This is a genomic window from Pseudomonas sp. GM30, assembly GCF_000282275.2.
GTDB lineage: Bacteria > Pseudomonadota > Gammaproteobacteria > Pseudomonadales > Pseudomonadaceae > Aquipseudomonas.
This window is the reverse complement of the sequence record NZ_AKJP02000009.1, coordinates 21,789-44,152: the sequence shown is the minus strand read 5'-3', so window position 1 is coordinate 44,152 and position 22,364 is coordinate 21,789. Positions and strand designations below refer to the sequence as shown.

Annotated in this window: 23 protein-coding genes; 13 read left to right on the top strand and 10 right to left on the bottom strand. The window is 61.8% G+C overall.

What is annotated here, in order from left to right:
• Positions 1 to 23: 23 nt before the first annotated feature.
• Positions 24 to 395: a DUF423 domain-containing protein gene (locus PMI25_RS06845; RefSeq protein ID WP_003229144.1), complete on the bottom strand. Its 372-nt coding sequence runs from the start codon at positions 393 to 395 to the stop codon at positions 24 to 26.
• A 74-nt stretch (positions 396 to 469) separates the two neighbouring features.
• Between PMI25_RS06845 and mtgA the strand changes: the two genes are divergently transcribed.
• Positions 470 to 1,192, top strand: coding sequence for a monofunctional biosynthetic peptidoglycan transglycosylase (mtgA, locus tag PMI25_RS06840; RefSeq protein ID WP_007964133.1), 723 nt, complete (start codon positions 470 to 472; stop codon positions 1,190 to 1,192).
• 206 nt (positions 1,193 to 1,398) lie between these two features.
• Here mtgA and rpoH read toward each other — a convergent pair whose 3' ends face one another.
• The 4 genes from rpoH to ftsY all read right to left on the bottom strand — a co-directional run bounded on the left by rpoH (position 1,399) and on the right by ftsY (position 5,561).
• Positions 1,399 to 2,253, bottom strand: a complete 855-nt coding sequence (gene rpoH, locus PMI25_RS06835; RefSeq protein ID WP_003229146.1) for an RNA polymerase sigma factor RpoH — start codon at positions 2,251 to 2,253, stop codon at positions 1,399 to 1,401.
• 115 nt (positions 2,254 to 2,368) lie between these two features.
• Entirely contained in the window at positions 2,369 to 3,394 is a 1,026-nt protein-coding gene (gene ftsX, locus PMI25_RS06830) for a permease-like cell division protein FtsX (RefSeq protein ID WP_007964135.1), read from the bottom strand.
• On the bottom strand, positions 3,391 to 4,062 hold the full coding sequence (ftsE, locus tag PMI25_RS06825; protein WP_003229148.1) for a cell division ATP-binding protein FtsE: 672 nt from the start codon (positions 4,060 to 4,062) through the stop codon (positions 3,391 to 3,393). The genes ftsX and ftsE overlap by 4 nt, the downstream gene beginning before the upstream one ends.
• Positions 4,059 to 5,561 carry a signal recognition particle-docking protein FtsY gene (gene ftsY / locus PMI25_RS06820; protein WP_007964138.1) on the bottom strand — a complete coding sequence of 501 codons (1,503 nt, stop codon included), beginning with the start codon at positions 5,559 to 5,561 and terminating at the stop codon, positions 4,059 to 4,061. The genes ftsE and ftsY overlap by 4 nt, the downstream gene beginning before the upstream one ends.
• A gap of 342 nt (positions 5,562 to 5,903) precedes the next feature.
• On the opposite strand from ftsY, the gene PMI25_RS06815 reads away from it, so the two are divergent.
• The 5 genes from PMI25_RS06815 to PMI25_RS06795 all read left to right on the top strand — a co-directional run bounded on the left by PMI25_RS06815 (position 5,904) and on the right by PMI25_RS06795 (position 11,294).
• Positions 5,904 to 7,259 carry a M16 family metallopeptidase gene (locus tag PMI25_RS06815; RefSeq protein ID WP_007964140.1) on the top strand — a complete coding sequence of 452 codons (1,356 nt, stop codon included), beginning with the start codon at positions 5,904 to 5,906 and terminating at the stop codon, positions 7,257 to 7,259.
• Complete coding sequence (locus PMI25_RS06810; RefSeq protein WP_007964141.1) at positions 7,252 to 8,739, top strand: M16 family metallopeptidase; 1,488 nt, start codon at positions 7,252 to 7,254, stop codon at positions 8,737 to 8,739. Before PMI25_RS06815 ends, PMI25_RS06810 begins: the two co-directional genes overlap by 8 nt.
• Positions 8,739 to 9,344, top strand: coding sequence for a 16S rRNA (guanine(966)-N(2))-methyltransferase RsmD (gene rsmD / locus PMI25_RS06805; RefSeq protein ID WP_007964143.1), 606 nt, complete (start codon positions 8,739 to 8,741; stop codon positions 9,342 to 9,344). Before PMI25_RS06810 ends, rsmD begins: the two co-directional genes overlap by 1 nt.
• A 112-nt stretch (positions 9,345 to 9,456) precedes the next feature.
• On the top strand, positions 9,457 to 10,455 hold the full coding sequence (locus PMI25_RS06800) for a hydrolase (protein ID WP_007964146.1): 999 nt from the start codon (positions 9,457 to 9,459) through the stop codon (positions 10,453 to 10,455).
• Entirely contained in the window at positions 10,452 to 11,294 is an 843-nt protein-coding gene (locus PMI25_RS06795; protein ID WP_007964149.1) for an AraC family transcriptional regulator, read from the top strand. The genes PMI25_RS06800 and PMI25_RS06795 overlap by 4 nt, the downstream gene beginning before the upstream one ends.
• 101 nt (positions 11,295 to 11,395) lie before the next feature.
• Here the strand turns inward: PMI25_RS06795 and PMI25_RS06790 are convergent, their stop codons facing one another.
• Entirely contained in the window at positions 11,396 to 12,250 is an 855-nt protein-coding gene (locus tag PMI25_RS06790) for a sulfurtransferase (protein WP_007964150.1), read from the bottom strand.
• A 31-nt stretch (positions 12,251 to 12,281) separates the two neighbouring features.
• Positions 12,282 to 12,953 (bottom strand): TetR/AcrR family transcriptional regulator, encoded by a 672-nt coding sequence (locus PMI25_RS06785; RefSeq protein ID WP_007964152.1) that lies wholly within the window; start codon positions 12,951 to 12,953, stop codon positions 12,282 to 12,284.
• A gap of 145 nt (positions 12,954 to 13,098) precedes the next feature.
• Here PMI25_RS06785 and PMI25_RS06780 point away from each other — a divergent pair, with 145 nt between their 5' ends.
• From PMI25_RS06780 to PMI25_RS06760, 5 genes are all read left to right on the top strand, one after another.
• Positions 13,099 to 14,529 (top strand): coniferyl aldehyde dehydrogenase, encoded by a 1,431-nt coding sequence (locus tag PMI25_RS06780; protein ID WP_007964154.1) that lies wholly within the window; start codon positions 13,099 to 13,101, stop codon positions 14,527 to 14,529.
• A 28-nt stretch (positions 14,530 to 14,557) separates the two neighbouring features.
• Positions 14,558 to 15,103 (top strand): hypothetical protein, encoded by a 546-nt coding sequence (locus PMI25_RS06775; protein ID WP_007964156.1) that lies wholly within the window; start codon positions 14,558 to 14,560, stop codon positions 15,101 to 15,103.
• A 118-nt stretch (positions 15,104 to 15,221) separates the two neighbouring features.
• On the top strand, positions 15,222 to 16,817 hold the full coding sequence (locus PMI25_RS06770; RefSeq protein ID WP_007964159.1) for a GMC family oxidoreductase: 1,596 nt from the start codon (positions 15,222 to 15,224) through the stop codon (positions 16,815 to 16,817).
• A 115-nt stretch (positions 16,818 to 16,932) separates the two neighbouring features.
• Positions 16,933 to 17,412, top strand: coding sequence for a pantetheine-phosphate adenylyltransferase (gene coaD, locus PMI25_RS06765; protein WP_003229157.1), 480 nt, complete (start codon positions 16,933 to 16,935; stop codon positions 17,410 to 17,412).
• Between the two features lie 145 nt (positions 17,413 to 17,557).
• A complete protein-coding gene (locus PMI25_RS06760; protein ID WP_003195146.1) occupies positions 17,558 to 17,809 on the top strand; it encodes a YfhL family 4Fe-4S dicluster ferredoxin in 252 nt (83 codons plus the stop codon).
• A gap of 132 nt (positions 17,810 to 17,941) precedes the next feature.
• On the opposite strand, the gene PMI25_RS06755 is transcribed toward PMI25_RS06760, so the two are convergent.
• From PMI25_RS06755 to PMI25_RS06745, 3 genes are all read right to left on the bottom strand, one after another.
• On the bottom strand, positions 17,942 to 18,265 hold the full coding sequence (locus PMI25_RS06755; protein WP_007964160.1) for a hypothetical protein: 324 nt from the start codon (positions 18,263 to 18,265) through the stop codon (positions 17,942 to 17,944).
• A 69-nt stretch (positions 18,266 to 18,334) separates the two neighbouring features.
• Complete coding sequence (mutM, locus tag PMI25_RS06750; RefSeq protein ID WP_007964161.1) at positions 18,335 to 19,147, bottom strand: bifunctional DNA-formamidopyrimidine glycosylase/DNA-(apurinic or apyrimidinic site) lyase; 813 nt, start codon at positions 19,145 to 19,147, stop codon at positions 18,335 to 18,337.
• A gap of 12 nt (positions 19,148 to 19,159) precedes the next feature.
• Positions 19,160 to 19,972, bottom strand: coding sequence for an HDOD domain-containing protein (locus tag PMI25_RS06745; RefSeq protein WP_177325698.1), 813 nt, complete (start codon positions 19,970 to 19,972; stop codon positions 19,160 to 19,162).
• A 228-nt stretch (positions 19,973 to 20,200) separates the two neighbouring features.
• Here PMI25_RS06745 and PMI25_RS06740 point away from each other — a divergent pair, with 228 nt between their 5' ends.
• Together PMI25_RS06740 and PMI25_RS06735 are read left to right on the top strand one after the other, a co-directional pair.
• Positions 20,201 to 20,740 carry a type 1 glutamine amidotransferase domain-containing protein gene (locus PMI25_RS06740; RefSeq protein WP_007964163.1) on the top strand — a complete coding sequence of 180 codons (540 nt, stop codon included), beginning with the start codon at positions 20,201 to 20,203 and terminating at the stop codon, positions 20,738 to 20,740.
• A 250-nt stretch (positions 20,741 to 20,990) separates the two neighbouring features.
• Entirely contained in the window at positions 20,991 to 22,187 is a 1,197-nt protein-coding gene (locus PMI25_RS06735) for a class I SAM-dependent rRNA methyltransferase (protein WP_007964164.1), read from the top strand.
• Positions 22,188 to 22,364: the final 177 nt, after the last annotated feature.

Genomic DNA, 22,364 nt, shown 5'->3' with positions numbered 1-22,364 from the left:
GTCAGCACCAAGCGTCAAGCGGTTTACTGCAGGCGCCAGGCGGCGAGGCCAAGGCACAGCCAGCCGACCAGAAACGCCAGACCGCCGAACGGGGTGATAATGCCGAGCTTGCTGATGCCGGTGGTGGTCAGCACATACAGGCTGCCCGAGAACAACAGGATGCCGACGGCGAACGAGATACCAGCCCAGGTCACCAGCCGCCCCTGAATCTGCGTGGCCAGCAGCGCAACGCCGAACAGCGCCAGGGTGTGCACCAGTTGATAGGTCACGCCGGTGTGGAAAATCGCCAGATACTCGGGGGTCAGGCGGCTCTTCAGGCCATGAGCGGCGAAGGCGCCAAGGCCCACACCGGTAAAACCAAAGAAAGCGGCCAGCATCAGAAAGCCACGCAGCATGTGGAACTCCAGTCAGACTCGTTCGGCAGGGTCTGTATAATGGCCCGCTCTATCGGTTCGGCCAAGCCATCTCTATGCTGCGTTCACTTTTGCGTCGTCTCACGAAGGCCCTGCTCTGGTTCGCGGGCGGCAGTGTATTGCTGGTGTTGCTGTTTCGCTTCGTGCCGCCGCCGGGCACGGCGCTGATGGTTGAGCGCAAGGTCGAATCCTGGGTCGACGGCGAACCGATCGACCTGCAGCGCACCTGGAAACCGTGGGACGAAATCTCCGACGATCTCAAGGTCGCGGTCATGGCCGGTGAAGACCAGAAGTTTCCCGAGCACTGGGGTTTTGACTTCGGCGCGATCCAGGCGGCATTGGCCCACAACGAACTGGGCGGTTCGATTCGCGGCGCCAGCACTCTGAGTCAGCAAGTGTCGAAGAACCTGTTCCTGTGGTCCGGTCGCAGCTATCTGCGCAAAGGCCTGGAAGCATGGTTTACCGCACTGATCGAGGTGTTGTGGCCCAAGCAGCGAATTCTTGAGGTGTACCTGAACAGCGTCGAGTGGGATGACGGAGTGTTTGGTGCCGAAGCGGCGGCACGCCATCACTTTGGCGTGAGCGCCAAGTCACTGTCGCGGCAGCAGGCGAGTTATCTGGCAGCGGTGCTGCCTAACCCGCGAGTGTGGAGTGCCAGCCATCCAACGGCCTATGTATCGCGTCGGGCCGGGTGGATTCGCCAGCAGATGAGTCAGTTGGGCGGGACCAGTTATCTGCTGGGGCTTGATGATTCGCGCCGGGCGCCGTGGTCTCGATAGCCCTCACTGTTCTTGTAGACACTGAAAATCCCTGTGGGAGCGGGCTTGCCCGCGATAGCGGTGGTTCAGCCACCATCTACATGACTGACTCGACGCCATCGCTGGCAAGCCAGCTCCCACAGGGATTAATGCTGCCCTGACATAGGCGCATAAAAAAACGCCCCGATCATCGCTGATCGGGGCGTTTTTGTTTGCCTGAGCGCCGGTTATGCGGCGATCGACAACTTGAGCTTGTTCATCGCGCTCTTCTCGAGCTGACGGATCCGCTCGGCCGATACGTTGTACTTCTGCGCCAGGTCGTGCAGCGTGGCTTTCTCTTCTGCCAGCCAGCGCTGGTAGAGGATGTCGCGGCTACGTTCGTCAAGCACTTCCAGCGCTTCGTGCAGGTTGTGGTTGGAGTTGTCGCTCCAGTCGGCATCTTCCAGTTGACGCGCCGGGTCGTACCGGTGGTCTTCCAGGTAGTTGGCCGGCGACTGGAAAGCGCTGTCGTCGTCGGCTTCAGCAGCCGGGTCGAAAGCCATGTCGTGGCCGGTCAGGCGACTTTCCATCTCGCGCACTTCACGTGGTTCGACGCCGAGGCTTTCCGCCACACGGTGGACTTCCTCGTTGTTCAGCCACGCCAGACGTTTCTTCTGGCTGCGCAGGTTGAAGAACAGCTTGCGCTGGGCCTTGGTGGTCGCGACCTTCACAATGCGCCAGTTGCGCAGGATGAACTCGTGAATTTCCGCCTTGATCCAGTGCACGGCGAACGACACCAGACGCACACCCATTTCCGGGTTGAAGCGCTTCACGGCCTTCATCAGGCCGACGTTGCCTTCCTGGATCAGGTCAGCCTGAGCCAGACCGTAGCCGGAATAGCTACGGGCAATGTGTACGACAAATCGCAGGTGGGCGAGCACCATCTGCCGAGCCGCCCCCAAATCCTGCTCATAGTAGAGACTCTCGGCCAGTTCACGCTCCTGCTCCGGCGTCAGCAATGGAATGCTGTTGACGGTGTGCACATAGGCTTCCAGGTTCGCACCCGGAACCAACGCGTACGCAGGTTGCAAAGAATTGGTCATGCGAAAAAACCTCCCACTTACATACTCGTGCCTCTCGGCACTGCGAAAAATTGACCGGGAATTCAAGTACAAGTTCCCAAAAAAACCGCAAGGTCAATCACGCGCAAAAAAGATTCTACTTCGGCGCCAGCTCCCTGAGATGACGTGCGACTGCAATCCATGCACCGATATAACCCAACAGCACCGCGCCAAGCAAGAGCGACAGACCGTCGGCAACTGGCACTCCGGCCAGCGCGAAATCACTGCCGTACAAGCCGGCCAGTCCAACCACCGCGTCGTTCAGCCAGTTCAGGCCGAACGCCAGCACACCCCAGGACAGAACCCCCGCACCGAAGCCATACAACGCGCCCATATAAAGGAAGGGGCGACGTACATAGCTGTCAGTGCCGCCGACGAGTTTAATCACTTCTATCTCTGTGCGGCGGTTTTCAATATGAAGACGAATGGTATTGCCTATCACCAAAAGTAATGCAGACACCAAAAGCACCGTCAGACCGAAGACAAAACGGTCACCGAGCTTGAGGATGGCGGCCAGACGCTCGACCCAGACTAGATCAAGTTGCGCCTGTTGTACCTTCGGCAGCTCGGAAAGTTTTTGTCTTAATGCTTCCAGAGTCGGCTTGTCGACCTCGTTCGGGGTCACCAGCACCACGCCCGGCAGCGGGTTCTCCGGCAGCTCGCGCAGGGCTTCGCCCAGACCGGACTGCTGCTGAAACTCTTCCAGCGCCTGATCGCGGCCGACATATTCGGCATCAGCAACGCCGGGCATGCCTTTGATCTGCTCGCGCAACGATTCGCCCTGCGCGGGCGTGGCGTCCAGTTGCAGATACAGCGAAATCTGCGCCGCACGCTGCCACGAACCGCCGAGACGCTCGACGTTGTTGATCAGCAGCGACAGGCCCATCGGCAGGCTCAGTGCCACGGCCATTACCATGCAGGTGAAAAAGCTGCCGATCGGCTGCTTGCCGAGGCGCCGCAGACTGTCGAGCAGGCTGGCGCGGTGACTTTCGATCCACGAACGCAGCAGCGTGGAAAAGTCCGGGCCGTCGTCATCGTCGTGTTTTTTCTTCTTTGGCGGCTGCGGATCGGCGGCTTTCGGGGCCACGCGCTCGGAAACCTTCGGACTGCGTGTCGCACTCATACGCCGGCCTCCCCGTCGCCGATCAAGCGGCCGCGTTGCAGGGTCAGCATGCGGTGCCGCATGCGCGCAATCAGGGCCAGGTCGTGACTGGCGATCAGCACGCTGGTGCCCAGCCGGTTGATGTCTTCGAATACGCCCATGATCTCGGCCGCCAGACGCGGGTCGAGGTTACCGGTCGGTTCGTCCGCCAACAGCAGCGCCGGACGGTGGACAATGGCGCGGGCGATGCCGACGCGCTGTTGCTGACCGGTGGACAGGTCGCCCGGGTACAGATCGGTTTTATCCGACAGCGCCACGCGCTCCAGCGCCGAATCGACGCGCTTGGCGATCTCGGCCTTGGACAGCCCGAGAATCTGCAGCGGCAACGCGACGTTGTTGAACACCGTGCGATCAAACAGCAACTGGTGATTCTGGAACACCACGCCGATCTGCCGTCGCAGGAATGGAATCTGCGCGTTGCTGATGGTGCTCAGGTCTTGCCCGGCCAGCAGCAATTTGCCGCTGGTCGGACGCTCCATCGCCAGCAACAGGCGCAACAGCGTGGATTTACCGGCACCGGAGTGACCGGTGACAAACAGAAACTCGCCACGACGGACTCGAAAGCTCAGCTCATGCAAGCCGACGTGACCGTTCGGGTAGCGTTTACCGACCTGTTCGAAACGAATCATGAACGCTCCCGCTCGGCAAACAGTGCCTGGACAAAGGGTTCGGCTTCAAAGGTACGCAGATCGTCGATGCCTTCACCGACGCCGATGTAGCGGATCGGCAGGCCAAACTGCTTGGCCAGGGCGAAAATCACCCCGCCCTTGGCGGTACCGTCGAGCTTGGTCAGCGCCAGGCCGGTCAGTTCGACGGTCTGGTTGAATTGCTTGGCCTGATTGATCGCGTTCTGCCCGGTACCGGCGTCGAGCACCAGCAGCACTTCGTGCGGCGCGTCGGCGTCGAGCTTGCCGATCACCCGGCGAACTTTCTTCAGTTCTTCCATCAGGTTGTCTTTGGTGTGCAGACGACCGGCGGTGTCGGCGATCAGCACGTCGATGCCACGGGCCTTGGCAGCCTGCACGGCGTCGAAGATCACCGACGCGGAGTCGGCACCGGTGTGCTGGGCGATCACCGGGATCTTGTTGCGCTCGCCCCAGACCTGCAGTTGCTCAACAGCAGCGGCGCGGAAAGTGTCACCGGCAGCGAGCATGACTTTCTTGCCTTCCAGCTGCAGCTTCTTCGCCAGTTTGCCGATGGTGGTGGTCTTGCCGGCGCCGTTGACGCCGACCACCAGAATCACGAACGGCTTGTGCTGCGAGGCGATTTTCAGCGGCTGCTCGACCGGTTTGAGCATCGCGGCCAGCTCGGCCTGCAACGATTTGTACAGCGCGTCGGCGTCGGCCAGCTCTTTACGTGCGACCTTCTGGGTCAGACGCTGAATGATCTGCGTGGTGGCTTCGACACCGACGTCGGCGGTCAGCAGACGGGTTTCGAGGTCATCGAGCAAATCGTCATCGATGGTTTTGCGGCCGAGGAACAGACTGGCCATGCCCTCGCCGATGCTGGCGCTGGTCTTGGACAAGCCTTGTTTCAAACGGGCAAAGAAACCGGCCTTGGTTTCTTCGGTGCGCGGTGCTTCGACTGGTGTTTCAGCAACCACTTCAACCGGCGCGACCGGAGCCGCGACCACCGGCGCAGGTGCAGGCTGCGGAGCAACCGGAGCAACCGGAGCAACGAATACTGGCGCAGCGGGCTCGGGAACAACCGGCGCAGGCTCGACAGCCGGCTCAACCACGGGCGCCGGAGCGACTTCAGGGACGAACGCGGCAGGCGCAGGAATTGGCGGCGTCACATGCGGCGCGGCCTCTTCGACCAAGGCCACCGGTTCTTCCGCCACCGGCAAGGTCAGCCACGGCTCGGCCGCCGGAGTCAGTGGCAGCTCGGCCGCCACCGGGGTTTCAGATTCTGGCTCGGGCTCGACCGGTTGCAGCACCGGCTCGGCAATCGGCAGCACGATCGGCGCCGGCTCTTCTTCTATGGCAGGCGCTGGCGTCGGAGCCGGTTCAGGAATCGCGGGCGGCTGTTCGACGACGGGTTCCTGCGGTTTCTTACGCAGCCATCCGAACAGGCTTTTCTTCTCGCCAGCCGCAGCTGGGGTCTTCTTGTCGTCGTTGGAACCAAACATGGAGGACGGCTATCTCACGGTAGCGACGCGCCATAAGGGCGCCCCGGCAAATAAATATTCGATGCAGAACAGACTGTGTTTCATCCAGCTTGTTCACGCAACATTTTGTCGAGGCGCCAGCGGCACCCCAAAGATTCGTATTAACGAAGGACTAAACCGGCAAAATCGGCGAAAAAGCGAAGTCTAGTCGATAAACCGCAGCTTTCTGCCGCCAACCTATACAACCGCATCAGGCCTGAAAACCTGATAGGCGTGGTCGCCGGTAAAACGGATCAGTATCCTAGCACCCTCTCGCCCGCCGACGCTAAGACCAAGCGGGCAGCCCAACAGGTTAAAAAACGAATGAATGCTCTAGCCCGCCGCGCTGCAGGCCTGCTGCTCAGCACAGTCTGCCTGCCCCTTTCGGCCCTGGCGGCCGACCCGCAACCGACCCACGAATTCACCCTCGACAACGGCCTGAAGGTCGTCGTGCGCGAAGACCATCGCGCGCCGGTGGTGGTGTCGCAGGTCTGGTACAAGGTCGGTTCCAGCTACGAAACCCCGGGCCAGACCGGTCTGTCCCACGCGCTCGAGCACATGATGTTCAAGGGCAGCGAGAAAGTCGGCCCCGGCGAAGCCTCACTGATCCTGCGCGACCTCGGCGCCGAAGAGAACGCCTTCACCAGCGACGACTTCACCGCTTATTACCAGGTGCTGGCCCGCGACCGTCTGGGCGTGGCCTTCGAACTGGAAGCCGACCGCATGGCCAATCTGCGCCTGCCGGCCGACGAATTCGCCAAGGAAATCGAAGTCATCAAGGAAGAGCGTCGCCTGCGCACCGACGACAAGCCGATGTCCAAGGCCTACGAGCGCTACAAGGCGATGGCTTACCCGGCCAGCGGCTACCACACGCCGACCATCGGCTGGATGGCGGACCTGGACCGGATGAAGGTCGAAGAGCTGCGCCACTGGTATCAGTCCTGGTATGTGCCGAACAATGCCACGCTGGTGGTGGTCGGCGACGTCACGCCGGATGAAGTGAAGACCCTCGCCCAGCGCTACTTCGGGCCGATTGCCAAACGCGACGTGCCACCGGCGAAGAAACCGCTGGAGCTGGCCGAACCCGGCGAACGCCAGATCACCCTGCATGTACAGACCCAACTGCCCAGCCTGATGCTCGGTTTCAACGTACCCAGCATTGCCACCGCTGAAGACAAGCGCTCGGTCAACGCCCTGCGCCTGATCTCGGCGCTGCTCGACGGCGGCTACAGCGGGCGCATCCCGACGCAACTGGAACGCGGCGAAGAGCTGGTTTCCGGCGGTTCCTCGAGCTACGACGCCTACACCCGTGGCGACAGCCTGTTCACCCTTTCGGCGACACCGAACACGCAGAAGAAAAAGACCATGGCGCAAGCCGAGGCCGGTCTGTGGAAACTGCTGGAACAGTTGAAAACCACCGCACCGTCCGCCGAAGAACTGGCGCGCGTGCGGGCACAAGTGATTGCCGGCCTGGTGTTCGAACGTGATTCGATCACCAGCCAGGCCACCGCCATCGGCCAACTGGAAACGGTCGGGCTGTCGTGGAAACTGATGGACACCGAACTCGCCGATCTGGAAAGCGTGACCCCGCAAGACATCCAGAACGCCGCCAAGCTGTATTTCACCCGCGAACGTCTCAGCGTCGCCCATGTCCTGCCACTGGAGACGACTCATGAGTGAGCGCAAATCCCCACGCCTGTTGCTCGGCCTGATCGCCGTGGCGGTCATCGGCTCCGCCGCGTTCTATCTGATGCCCGGTGTCAAAACCGACGCCAGCGAAGCGCTGGATAACGCCAAGACCAGCCAGAAACTGCAATCGCTGGCCGAACTCGATGGCAAGGCTCCGGCCAGCCGCAAGCTCGACGTACAGACTTGGAACACCGCTGAAGGCGCCAAGGTGCTGTTCGTCGAAGCCCATGAACTGCCGATGTTCGACATGCGCCTGATCTTCGCCGCCGGCAGCAGCCAGGACGGCAATGCACCGGGTCTGGCAGTCCTGACCAACGCCATGCTCAACGAAGGCGTGGCCGGCAAGGACGTCGGCGCCATCGCCCAAGGCTTCGAAGGCCTCGGTGCGGATTTCGGCAACGGTGCCTACAAGGACATGGCGCTGGCTTCGCTGCGCAGCCTGAGTGCCGCCGAGCAACGTGAACCGGCGTTGAAGCTGTTCTCGGAAGTGGTGGGCAAACCGACCTTCCCGGCCGACTCCTTTGCGCGCATCAAGAACCAGATGCTCGCCGGTTTCGAATACCAGAAACAGAACCCCGGCAAACTCGCCAGCCTCGAGCTGATGAAGCGTTTGTACGGCGACCACCCATACGCGCACTCCAGTGACGGCAATGCGCAGAGCGTGCCGAAGATCACTCTGGCGCAACTACGTGAGTTCCACGCCAAGGCCTACGCGGCCGGCAACGTGGTGATCGCGCTGGTTGGCGACCTGTCGCGCGCCGAGGCCGAGGCGATTGCCAACCAGGTTTCTGGTGCCCTGCCGAAAGGCCCGGCGCTGGCGAAAATCGCCCAGCCGCAGGAACCGAAAGCCAGCGTCAATCACATCGAGTTCCCGTCCAAGCAGACCAACCTATTGCTCGCGCAACTGGGCATCGACCGTGACGATCCGGATTACGCGGCGCTGTCGATGGGCAACCAGATCCTCGGTGGCGGCGGTTTCGGCACGCGTCTGATGAGCGAAGTGCGCGAAAAGCGCGGCCTGACCTACGGCGTGTATTCGGGTTTCAGCCCGATGCAGGCCCGCGGCCCGTTCATGATCAACCTGCAGACCCGCGCGGAAATGAGCGAAGGCACCCTGAAACTGGTGCAGGACGTGCTCGCCGATTACCTCAAGACCGGCCCGACCCAGAAAGAACTCGACGACGCCAAACGCGAACTGGCCGGCAGCTTCCCGCTGTCCACCGCGAGCAACGCCGATATCGTCGGTCAACTGGGCGCCATGGGCTTCTATAATCTGCCGTTGAGCTATCTGGATGACTTCATGCGTCAGTCCCAGAGCCTGACCGTCGAGCAGGTCAAAGACGCGATGAACAAACACCTGAGCACGGACAAACTGGTCATCGTCAGCGCTGGCCCGACCGTGCCGCAAAAGCCGTTACCGGCCCCATCTGATAAACCTGCCGAGCAACCGCTCGGGGTTCCGGAGCATTAATGGCTACTCGTCCTAAAAAACCTGCGCAGAACGTTCACAACGGTGTGAACCAACTGCGCATCATCGGCGGCGAATGGCGCAGCCGCAAACTGAGCTTCCCCGATGCGCCGGGCCTGCGCCCGACGCCGGACCGCGTGCGCGAAACCCTGTTCAACTGGCTCGCACCGTATGTGGCCGGGGCCAAGGTGCTGGACCCGTTCGCCGGCAGCGGCGCGCTGTTTCTCGAGGCTCTGTCCCGTGGCGCGGTCATGGGTCAGGCGCTGGATGCCAGCCACGTTGCGGTGTCGAGCCTGAAGGAACACCTCGGCACCCTGCGCTGCACCAACGGCCAGGTGCAGACCGCCGATGCGCTGCGGTATCTGGAAACCCAGGTCGCCACGCCGTTTGATCTGGTATTCCTCGATCCGCCGTTCAACCAGAACCTGCTGCCAGCGGTCTGCACTTTGCTGGAAGAGCGCCAATGGCTGGCGCCCGATTCGTGGATCTACACTGAAAGCGAGACCGCGCCTTCGACGCTGGGCCTGCCGGGCAACTGGCGCCTGCACCGCGAACAGAAATCCGGGCGGGTGTACTACGCGTTGTGGCAACGTATGGCCGTTAACTGAACGTATTGAACAACCCTGTGGCGAGGGAGCTTGCTCCCGCTGGACTGCGCAGCAGTCCCAAAAAAGGGCCGCTTCGCGCCCCAGCGGGAGCAAGCTCCCTGCCACAAAAGGTGTGTGCCCTCTGGAAACTGAACGCTTCACCCCCGCCTTCGGCCTCGGCAATCCGCACCTGCAAACCTTGTGGGGGCCGCTGTGGCGCAAAACCGTGCACCTTGATCGCGAGCGTGAACGCCTGTGGCTGGATGACGGCGATTTCCTCGACCTCGACTGGCACGGCCCGCACAGCGCCGAGGCGCCGCTGGTCCTGGTGCTGCATGGGCTGACCGGTTCTTCAAATTCACCCTACGTCGCCGGGATCCAGGCCGCCCTCGCCGCGCAAGGCTGGGCCAGTGTCGCGCTGAACTGGCGCGGTTGCTCCGGCGAACCCAACCTGCTGCCGCGCAGTTACCACTCCGGCGCCAGCGAAGACCTCGCCGAAGCCATCAGACACCTGCGCGCCAAGCGCCCGCTGGCGCCGCTGTATGCGGTGGGCTATTCCCTGGGCGGCAATGTGTTGCTCAAGCATCTGGGCGAGACCGGCAGCGACAGCGGCGTGCTCGGTGCGGTGGCGGTGTCGGTGCCGTTTCGTCTCGATCAATGCGCCGACCGTATCGGTCAGGGGTTCTCCAAGGTCTATCAGGCGCACTTCATGCGCGAGATGGTCGCCTACATCAAGAACAAGCAACGCCAGTTCCAGCATGACGGGCGCGAGGATGGCCTGGCGGCTCTGGCGGCGCTCGGCTCGCTGGAGAACATGCGGACTTTCTGGGACTTCGACGGCCGGGTCACCGCGCCGCTGCACGGCTTTACCGATGCCGAGGATTACTATCGCCGGGCATCGAGTCGCTACTTTCTCGGCGAGATCCGCACCCCGACCCTGATCATTCAAGCCGCTGACGATCCGTTCGTGTTCCCCCACAGCCTGCCGACCGCCGAGGAACTGTCCGCCAGCACCCAGTTCGAGCTGCAGGCCAAGGGTGGGCATGTCGGCTTTGTCGATGGCACATTCCGCCAACCCGGTTACTACCTGGAACGGCGCATCCCGCAATGGCTGGCCCGTGTGACGTCATGAGCGATCAGGGCGAGTCGATCCGATTCTGGCAAACCGCGCCGCTGGCCGGGGTCGAGTTGCTGTCGGCGCGCTACATCGACCATCGCTTCGCCCCGCACGTCCACGACGGTTATGTGATCGGCATGATTATGGCCGGCGCTCAGCGTTATCGCTATCGTGGCGCCGAACACCTGGCCGGCAGCGGCACCCTGGTGCTGATCAACCCGGACGAATTGCACACCGGACACAAGGGCACCGAGGACGGCTGGCTGTACCGGGCGTTTTATCCCGATACCGGGCAGATCGTTTCCCTGCTCGAAGAACTGGAACTGCCCACCGCACCGATGCCGGCGTTTGGCGCGACGCTGTACCGCGACCCGGATCTGGTCAACGGTTTCTGTCAGTTGCATCGTTTGCTGGAAAGCCCGGCCACCGCCCTGCAACAGCAGACGATGTGGCGCGAAATGATGCTGCTGCTGTTGCAGCGCCATGCGGCGGTGCAGATCAATGGCAAACCGGGCAAGGAGCACCGCGCGGTGGTGATGGCCAAGGAGCTGCTGCACGCGCAACTGGCTGCGCCGCCATCGCTGGAAGAACTGGCGGCCGCGGTGAACCTGTCGCCCTTCCACTTCGCCCGGGTGTTCCGCCGCGCCACCGGCATGCCGCCACACACCTGGCTGATGCAGCAGCGCATCGCCACCGCCCGGGGTTTATTGCAGGGTGGTTGCCTGCCGGTGGAAGTCGCCATGCAGTTGGGCTTTGCCGATCAGAGTCATCTGAGCCGGCAGTTCAAGCAGGTTTACGGGGTTGGGCCAGCGGCGTATCGCAGTGCCCGACGCCCCCCTTCAAACACCGAATAACCCTTGTAGGAGTGAGCCTGCTCGCGATGGCGGCTGATCAGGCAACATTGATGTCGACAGACACAACGCTATCGCGAGCAGGCTCACTCCTACAGTCGGGATTACTCGCCCGTGGCGATGCCGCGAGAAGGCTCGTTGATCCACTCACTCCACGACCCGGCATACAACGAACCCAGCGGATACCCCGCCAGGCACAACGCAAACAGGTTGTGACACGCCGTCACCCCGGAGCCGCAATAGGCGACCAGTTCCGTTGGCGAACGATCACCTAGTTTCGCGGCAAAGCGCTGCTTGAGCTGCTCTGCCGGCAGGAAGCGCCCGTCGCTGCCGAGGTTTTCGGTAAACGCTGCGCATTGCGCGCCGGGAATGTGCCCGCCGATCGGATCGATCGGCTCCACCTCACCCTTGAAGCGCGGCAAGGCCCGGGCGTCGAGCAACGTCAGCGTCGGCTGACCGAGGCGCTTGTGCAATTGTTCGGCGCTCAGCAGCAGTTTCATGTCCGGCTGACCACTGAAATTGCCCCGGCTGACCGACGGCGCATCCAGGCTCAGCGGCAGACCGGCGGCGTGCCAGGCCTTGAGCCCGCCGTCGAGAATGAACACGCCATCGCGCTTGCCCAGCCACGCCAGCAACCACCAGGCGCGGGCCGCATAGGCACCGGGGCCGTCGTCGTACAAAACCACCTCGCTGTCGGCATTGATGCCCCAGGCCTGCAGACGCTCGATCAACGCCGCTGGCTCGGGCAGCGGGTGGCGCCCGGTCACGCCTTTGATCACCTTGCCACTGAGGTCACGCTCAAGGTCGGCGAAACGGGCACCGGCGATGTGCCCTTCGGCATAGCTGCGCTGCCCGTAATCCGGGTCTTCGAGGGCAAAACGACAATCGAGAATCACCAGCCCCGGCTGCTCCTTGCGGGCATCCAGTGCATTCGGGCTGAGCAGTTGCGCAATCGGCATAACGGACTCCTGTGAGCGACTTCGAAATAGGTTACCGCCCTTCCTCGAGGGCCTGGGCCAGCGGCACGTAGAACTCGTCGAACAAGGCATTCACCTCTTCGCGGGCCTGATCGGTGACGAATCCGGCTTCCAGCACCAGCACCTGATACACGCCACGCTTGATGGCCTGTTCGCTGAGGTGGTTGGAGTTTTCCCGGGTGGTGCACAGAAAACGCACCCACGAGGTGAGGATGATCCAGGCATTGATCGTCAGGGATTCGATCTGCACCCGGTCCATCTTGAGGATGCCGGCGGCGACGAAGCCCTCGTAGATCGCCATGCCCTGGATCACGCAGCGCTGGGAAAAACGCCGGTAGCGTGCGGCCAGATCCGGGTCGCTGTCGAGCAGGTGCTCGAGATCGCGATGCAGAAAGCGGTAGCCCCACATCGCCGACAGCAACTCCTTGAGGTAATAGCGCTTGTCTTCAACGGTGGCGGCGCGCCCCTGCGGCGGGCGCAGAAAGCTGTCCACAAGGCTCTCGTACTCACTGAACAGCACGGCGATGATCGCCTGCTTGTTGGGGAAGTGGTAGTACAGGTTGCCCGGAGAAATCTCCATGTGCGCGGCAATGTGATTGGTGCTGATGCTGCGCTCGCCCTGCTGATTGAACAGTTCGAGGCTGTTCTGCACGATGCGCTCGCTGGTTTTTATTCGTGGGGCCATGGCTTGAGCTTTAATTCAGAGTGCGGTGAGGGGCATCTTACGACCTAACCGGAACTTGATAAAACAAAGCTGTGTCGGGAAGTCATTTGACTTTCTAGAGCATAGACTCTAGAAAGTCATCACTACAATAAATCCGGAGCCGACCATGACTGCCGACATTGCTTATCTGCAAACGCTGCAACAGCCTCTGGAAGAGCTGGATCGGCTGTTCGCGGCACAACGCGCCGCCTATGCCGCCAACCCGATGCCAGCGGCAGAACAACGCCAACAGTGGCTCAAGGCGTTGCGTGAGTTGCTCAGCAACGAGCGGCAGGCGCTGGTCGATGCCATCAGCGCGGATTTCAGTCATCGCAGCGCTGATGAAACCCTGCTCGCCGAGCTGATGCCCAGCCTGCACGGCATCCATTACGCCAGCCGCCACCTCAAGGGCTGGATGAAGTCGTCACGGCGCAAAGTCGGCATGGCCTTTCAGCCGGCGTCGGCCAAGGTCGTGTACCAGCCGCTTGGCGTGGTCGGCATCATCGTGCCGTGGAACTACCCGTTGTATCTGGCCATCGGCCCACTGGTCGGCGCGCTGGCGGCGGGCAACCGGGTGATGCTCAAACTCAGCGAATCGACCCCGGCCACCGGCCAGTTGCTCAAGACTCTGCTGGGGCGGATTTTCCCCGAAGACCTGGTCTGCGTGGTGCTCGGCGAGGCCGATGTCGGCGTGGCGTTTTCCCGTCTGCGCTTTGATCACCTGCTGTTCACCGGCGCCACCAGCATCGGCAAACACGTGATGCGTGCGGCGGCGGAAAACCTGACCCCGGTGACCCTCGAACTGGGCGGCAAGTCCCCGGCCATCGTTTCCCGCGACGTGCCGCTCAAGGACGCCGCCGAACGCATCGCCTTCGGCAAGACCCTGAATGCCGGGCAGACCTGCGTTGCCCCCGATTACGTGCTGGTGCCGCAAGACCGCGTCGGTGCGTTCGTCGAAGCCTATCGCCAGGTAGTGAACAATTTCTATCCAACCCTCGCCGACAACCCGGACTACACCGCGATCATCAACGAGCGCCAAATGGCCCGGCTCAACGGTTATGTCAGCGACGCCACGAGCAAGGGCGCGCTGCTGATCCCGCTGTTCGAACAGGGCCAGGGCCGGCGCATGCCGCACAGCCTGCTGCTCAACGTCACTGACGAGATGACCGTGATGCAGGACGAAATCTTCGGCCCGTTGCTGCCGATCGTGCCGTATCAGGATCTCGATCAGGCGTTTGCCTACATCAATCAACGCCCGCGACCTCTGGCGCTTTACTACTTTGGCTACGACAAGCGCGAGCAGAACCGCGTGCTGCACGAAACCCATTCCGGTGGCGTGTGCCTGAACGACACCCTGCTGCACGTGGCGCAGGATGACATGCCATTCGGCGGCATCGGCCCGTCGGGCATGGGCCACTATCACGGCCACGAAGGTTTCCTGACTTTCAGCAAGGCCAAGGGCGTGCTGATCAAACAGCGCTTCAATGCCGCGAAGCTGATCTACCCGCCTTACGGCAAATCGATCCAGAAACTGATCCAGAAGCTGTTCATCCGCTAATCGTCGTCACCGCCGGGTAATAACAACAATGCACCCAAGCCTGACCGAAACACCTGCCCTGTCACGCCGTGGCCTGCTGAAATTCAGCCTCGGCGCCACAGCATTTCTCGCCACCGCTGGCCTCGGCGCCAGCCTCAGTGGTTGTTCATCGAGTGTCGCGGCCAATGGCTTCGTCACCCTGCGCGACGGCGACCTGCTGTTTCTGCGCGCACTGATTCCGGTGATGCTCGAAGGCGCCGTGGCGAGCGAAAAAATGCCCGGCGCCGTCGATGGCACCCTCAAGTCGCTGGATTACAGCCTCGATCACCTGTCGCCGGAGATGCTCAAACTCACCCGGCAATTGTTCGACGTGCTGGCCATGGCGGTCACCCGCGGGCCGCTCACGGGCATTTGGGGCAGTTGGGAAAACGCCAGCCCCGAGGCGATGCGCAACTTCCTCGAGCGCTGGCAGAACAGTTCATTGAGCCTGCTGCGCATGGGCCACAGCTCATTGCAGCAAATGGTGATGATGGCCTGGTACACCCGCGCCGAGTCCTGGGCGCATTGCGGCTATCCCGGCCCGCCCTCGGTCTGAAATCGAGTCGCGCCGTTCGCGAGCAAGCTCGCTCCCACAAGGGAATGCATTTCAATGTGGGAGCGAGCTTGCTCGCGAAAGGACCTGCAAGAAAAACAAGAACAAGAGAACCTGATCAATGCCCGTACCCGACCCGTTCCGCGAAGGCCTTGCCCGTGGCTGGAAAACCTACAACGGCGCACAACTGACCGCCGACCTGACGCTGCAAGCCGACGTGGCCATCATCGGCAGCGGCGCTGGCGGCGGCACCACCGCAGAAATCCTCAGCGCCGCCGGCTACAAGGTGCTGCTGATCGAGGAAGGCCCGCTCAAGACCAGTTCCGACTTCAAAATGCTCGAAGACCAGGCCTACAGCAGCCTCTACCAGGAAGGCATCGGTCGTATGAGCAAGGACGGCGCGATCACCATCCTCCAGGGCCGTGCGGTGGGCGGCACCACGCTGATCAACTGGACATCGAGCTTCCGTACACCCGAGCCGACCCTCGAACACTGGGCGAAGGAGCACAACGTCAAAGGCCACAGCCCTGCCGAAATGGCGCCATGGTTCGAGAAAATGGAACAGCGTCTGGGCGTCGCGCCATGGATGGTTCCGCCCAACGCCAACAACGACGTGATCCGCAAGGGCTGCGAGCAACTCGGCTACAGCTGGCACGTGATCCCGCGCAACGTGCGCGGCTGCTGGAACCTCGGCTACTGCGGCATGGGCTGCCCGACCAACGCCAAGCAATCGATGATGGTCACCACCATTCCGGCGACCCTGGAAAAGGGCGGCGAGTTGCTGTACCTGGCCCGTGCGGAAAAACTGCTGATCAATGGCGACAAAATCACCGGCCTGCAGTGCGTGGCGATGGACGAGCGCTGTGTCGCACCGACCGGACGCAAAATCACGGTCAAGGCCCGGCATTACGTGCTGGCCGGCGGCGGCATCAACAGCCCGGCCCTGCTGCTGCGTTCGGATGCACCGGATCCGCATCAGCGCCTCGGCAAACGTACCTTTCTGCATCTGGTGAACATGTCCGCCGCACGCTTCGACGACGTGATCAACCCGTTCTACGGCGCGCCCCAGTCGATCTATTCGGATTATTTCCAGTGGAAGGACGGCACCACCGGGCCGATGGGTTACAAACTCGAAGTGCCCCCGCTGCACCCGGCGCTGGCGGCGACGCTGCTCGGCGACTTCGGTCAGCAAAACGCCGAACACATGGCTGATCTGCCGCACACCCACGCGATGCTCGCCTTGCTGCGCGACGGTTTTCACCCGGACAGCCCCGGCGGCGATGTCGAGTTGCGCGGCGATGGCTCGCCGGTGCTCGACTACCAGGTTTCGCCTTACGCCTGGGAGGGCTTGCGCCGCGCCTTTCACAGCATGGCCGAGATCCAGTTTGCCGGCGGCGCCAAAACCGTGATGCCGATGCACGCCGATGCGCGCTACGTGAAGAGTCTGGCCGAAGCGCGTACGTTGATCGACAGTTTGAGCCTTGAGCTGTATCGCACACGCCTGGGCAGCGCCCACGTAATGGGCGGTTGCGCGATGGGCGAAGATCCGAAAAACGCAGTCACCGACAGCCTTGGCCGGCATCACCAATTGAGCAATCTGTCGATTCACGACGGCTCGCTGTTCCCCACCAGCATTGGCGCCAACCCGCAATTGTCGGTGTATGGCCTGACAGCGCAATTGGCGACATCCCTCGCCGATCGACTGAGAAATCCGTGAAAAAACCCATTTATCCCGGCGTCTATAGTGCTTTCTTACCCAACAGGCGACTTGGCCGACCGGGACGGCTGCGATACCATCCGACTCCCCAACGGACTCCCGCCAGGACGACGCGATGAACCGAGTGTTGTACCCAGGTACCTTCGACCCTATTACCAAGGGCCATGGCGATCTGGTCGAACGCGCCTCGCGCCTGTTCGATCACGTGATCATTGCGGTCGCCGCCAGCCCCAAGAAAAACCCGCTGTTCCCGCTGGAACAACGGGTTGAACTGGCTCGCGAGGTCACCAAGCACCTGCCCAACGTCGAAGTGGTCGGCTTCTCGACGCTGCTGGCGCATTTCGCCAAAGAGCAGAACGCCAATGTGTTCCTGCGTGGCCTGCGTGCGGTGTCGGACTTCGAATACGAATTCCAGCTGGCCAACATGAACCGCCAACTGGCCCCGGACGTGGAGAGTCTGTTTCTTACTCCGTCCGAGCGTTATTCGTTCATTTCCTCGACCCTGGTGCGGGAAATTGCGGCGCTGGGCGGCGATATCAGCAAATTCGTCCACCCCGCCGTGGCTGACGCGCTGACCCTGCGCTTCAAAAAGTAGGCGCTGCCGAAGGCTGCGATCTTTGTTTTTTGATCGCAGCTGTCAGTGCCCTTGATCGCAGCCGCGTGCACTGCGCTCGCCAATGCGGCACAATTGCGCGCATTGATTGATAGCGCCCGGGCCTGCCGCCCCGGCTGGAGTTAGCATGTCCCTGATCATCACCGACGATTGCATCAACTGCGACGTCTGCGAACCCGAGTGCCCGAACGCCGCCATTTCCCAAGGCGAAGAGATCTACGTGATCGACCCGAACCTGTGCACCCAGTGCGTCGGCCACTACGACGAACCGCAGTGCCAGCAGGTCTGCCCGGTAGATTGCATTCCACTGGACGAGGCGCATCCAGAGACTGAAGAACAGTTGATGGAGAAGTACCGCAAGATTACCGGCAAGGCCTGATCCGCCGGATTTGTAGCGCTCTTTCGGGCCTCTTCGCGAGCAAGCTCGCTCCCACATTTGAAATGCGCTCCAATGTGGGAGCGAGCTTGCTCGCGAAAGGGCCATCAGCAGCAGCGCAAAACCCTGATCAGCTCACTCACGCTGCTCAAACCCCTCCCCCGTACACCCCAGACACCGCACAAACGCAGCTTTCGCCGGATCCACCACCAGCGCCTGCCCCGCATCGCCGACCCCGCCACCCAGCGCGGTGAACGGCAATGACACCACAAACACCCCCGCACCCAGCACCGTTGCCACCACCAATAAAGGCCGAGCAATCAGCAAATCGCCAATCATGGCGTAGGCGGGAGGGTTCTGGATGGCGTAGCGCGGATCACCGCTGCCGTTTTCCGCGGCCTGAACAGCCAGGCTGGAACACAGCAGCAGTGCGGCAAACAGGACTTGCAAGGATTTCATGGCACGATCCTTCGGGCTGAACATAGAGACCACTCACTATAGACCGTAGGACTTTTTCGGCTTTTTGCCTCAGGTCTGGCAACGTGGGCAGAACACGCTGGCCCGCTGACCGAGCTTCACTTCGCGCAGGCCAGTGCCGCAGACCTTGCAGTTTTCACCGCCACGGCCATACACGAATAGTTCCTGCTGGAAGTACCCCGGCTGCCCGTCACCACCGATGAAATCGCGCAACGTAGTGCCGCCGCGCTCAATGGCTGCGGCCAGGATGCGTTTGATCTCGATCGCCAGCTTCAGATACCGCGCCCGGGAGATGCTCTTGGCCTCACGGCGTGGATCGATGCCCGCGGCAAACAACGCTTCGGTCGCGTAAATATTGCCGACGCCCACCACTACCGCGTTGTCCATGATGAACGGCTTGACCGCCATCGAACGCCCGCGCGACAACTGGAACAGCCGCTCGCCGTCGAACAGGTCAGTCAGCGGTTCCGGCCCGAGTCGAATCAGCAACTCGTGATTGAGCGGATCGGTACTCCACAGCATCGCGCCGAAGCGGCGTGGATCGGTGTAGCGCAGGGCCAGCCCGGACTCCAGCTCGATATCGACGTGCTCGTGCTTGAGCGCCGGCAACCCGACTTCCACCAGCCGCAAGTTGCCCGACATGCCCAGATGGCTGATCAAAGTGCCGACTTCGGCATTGATCAACAGGTACTTGGCGCGCCGCTCGACCAGCACGATGCGCTGCCCGGACAGGCGCACATCGAGGTCTTCGGGGATCGGCCAGCGCAGCCGGCGGTCACGCACGATCACCCGGCCGACGCGTTGGCCTTCCAGGTGCGGAGCAATGCCCCGGCGGGTGGTTTCGACTTCCGGCAATTCAGGCATGGCGTTCTCGAATCAATGCGCGCCGAGGTCGCGGATCGTCTGTTTGAGGGTTTCGAAATCGTAGTCCGATAGGCCCACGTAATCGAGAATCAGCGCGCCGATGCTGTTCCATTCGTGGTCTTCGGTCTGATTGCCCAATACCCGGTAAGACGCACAGATGTGCTCGGCCATCTTCAGGATCGCCAGCAGATTCTTCATCTGGCTGTTGCGCGAGGACTCGTCGCTGAAGATCGCCAGCGCATTGTGGTGATTGGCGATCGCCGTGCTGACGTGTTCCGGCAGGCGCCACGACTTGGCGGTGTAGTAGCCGACCACGGCGTGATTGGTATTGAACTCGGCGTTCTCGGTGTCCACCACCCGGCATTCGGCGCTGGCGTTGGCGTAAGCCTTTTCCAGTACCGACATGTAATTGGGGAAGCGTTGCAGCATCAATGGCACGCCGCAGTCGTGGAACAGGCCCAAGGCGTAGGCTTCATCGCCAGCCTGGGTGCCGATGCGCTTGGCCAGGGTCAGGCAGGTCATCGCCACGTCCTGGGCGGTGTCCCAGAAACGGTTGAGGGTGACGATGGTGTCGTCGTTCATCTCGCCCTTGATCGACTGCGCGTTGATCAGGTTGATGATCGAGCGGCTGCCCAACAGGTTCACCGCGCGCTGGATCGAAGTGATCTTGTTGCTCAGGCCGTAATACGGCGAGTTGACGATTTTCAGCAGAGAACCGGACAGGCCGGGATCCTGGGCGATCAGCTTGGCGATCACCTCCAGGTCCGGGTCGGGCATGTACTGCTCCATTTGCAGATCCACCATGATCTGCGGCTGCGCGGGCACGCTGATGCCCTGCAGGGATTGTTGAATCTGTTCGGTGGTCAGCTCTTGGGACATAAGTACACACTCTGGGACAGGCGGCGATTCTAACCTCTAAAAACCGCACGACGACACACCAGTGGGCAATTGTCAGGAACTTTCATTCACGCTCAGGCTTCGGACTTTGTAAGGCCGACCGGACAATCAAGCACCGGCTCGGCGGTAATTTCCCGCAGACTCAGGAGCTTATCGATGGCTACTTCCCTCACTGGCAAACGCGTCGCCATTTTAGTAACAGACGGTTTCGAACAGGTCGAACTGACCGGGCCAAAACAAGCACTGGAGCAGGCCGGCGCTCAGGTCGACATCCTTTCGGCCGAGGCCGGCAAGGTCAAAGGCTGGAACCACGATAAGCCGGCGGATGACTTCAAGGTTGATCAGACCTTCCAAGGCGCCAGCAGCGAGCAGTACGACGCGATCGTCCTGCCGGGCGGCGTGCAGAACTCCGACACCATCCGCATCGATCAGGACGCCCAGCACCTGGTCAAGACCGGCGCCTCCGCCGGTAAACCGATCGCGGTGATCTGCCACGGCAGCTGGCTGCTGATTTCCGCCGGGCTGGTCAACGGCAAGACCATGACCAGTTTCAAGACGCTCAAGGATGACCTGGTGAATGCCGGCGCCAACTGGGTCGATAAAGAAGTGGTCAAGGACGGCCACCTGATCAGCAGCCGCCAGCCGGACGATATTCCAGCGTTCAACCGTGAGTTGATCGACGCGCTCTCTGCCTGATCTGTGGGCTTGTGAGTTTATGTGGTGAGGAGATTTATCCCCGATGGACAGCGCAGCTGTCCCAAATCGACTTACGCGGTCAGTCAGAAAACTGCGTTGGGGGTTTGCGGCTGCTGCGCAGCCGATCGGGGATAAATCCCCTCGCCACAGGTAATGTCTTCCACCGGCAATGACTTGCCACATGTCCACTCACCAGCCAATCAGGCCGAGCAACACGGTATACTCCCGCTCTTTTTTCCGGAGCGACGTCATGTCCCTGCCTAGCCTGCGCCTCAAAGCCAACGCCGACCGTCGCCTGCGCAACGGCCACTTGTGGGTCTACAGCAACGAAATCGATGTGGCCGCCACGCCACTGCACGGCTTCAAGGCCGGCGATCAGGCGATCCTCGAAGCCGCTGGCGGCAAGCCGCTGGGCATCGTCGCGATGAGCCCGAACAACCTGATCTGCGCGCGTCTGCTGTCGCGCGACATCAAACTGGCGCTGGACAAGTCGCTGCTGGTGCATCGCCTGAACGTGGCCCTGTCGCTGCGCGAGCGTCTGTTCGACAAGCCGTTCTACCGCCTGGTCTACGGCGACTCCGACCTGTTGCCGGGTCTGGTGGTCGACCGTTTCGGCGACATCCTCGTGGTGCAGATCGCCTCGGCAACCATGGAAGCGCACAAGGATGACGTCATTGCCGCACTGACCCAAGTGCTCAAGCCAAGCGGCATCCTGTTCAAGAACGACTCCGCCGCCCGTGACGCCGAAGGCCTCAATCGTTACGTCGAAACCGTGTTCGGTCTGGTGCCGGAGTGGGTGCCCCTGGAAGAGAACGGAGTGAAGTTTGAAGCGCCGGTCATTGGTGGCCAGAAAACCGGCTGGTTCTACGACCACCGCATGAACCGCGCCCGCCTCGCGCCTTACGCCAAAGGCAAACGCGTCCTCGACCTCTATAGCTACATCGGTGGCTGGGGCGTGCAGGCTGCCGCGTTCGGTGCCAGCGAAGTGTTCTGCGTCGACGCGTCGGGCTTCGCCCTCGACGGCGTCGAGCGTAACGCCGCGCTGAACGGCTTCGCCGACAAGATGACCTGCATCGAAGGCGACGTCTTCGAAGCGCTGAAGGAACTCAAGGCCAGCGAAGAACGTTTCGACGTGATCGTTGCCGACCCGCCAGCGTTCATCAAGCGCAAGAAAGACATGAAGAACGGCGAAGGTGCCTACCGTCGTCTGAACGAGCAAGCCATGCGCCTGCTGACCAAGGACGGCATTCTGGTGAGCGCTTCGTGCTCCATGCACCTGCCGGAGGACGATCTGCAAAACATCCTGCTGACCAGCGCCCGTCACCTGGACCGCAACATCCAGATGCTCGAGCGCGGCGGTCAGGGCCCGGATCACCCGGTACACCCGGCCATCGCCGAGACCCGCTACATCAAGAGCATCACCTGCCGCCTGCTGCCGAACAGCTGATCGGCCCATGAACGGGGAGCCTGCGGGCTCCCCGTTGGCCTAACGACGATGCAATGTCGTCGAATTCACTTCCTTTTCCTACAACAAACTTCCTACCTGTACGCAGGACATTTCCCTGCGCGTTAAATTTCAAGAGTTAAAACTTACAGGCCCGCCTTTGCAACACGCCCACTCCGA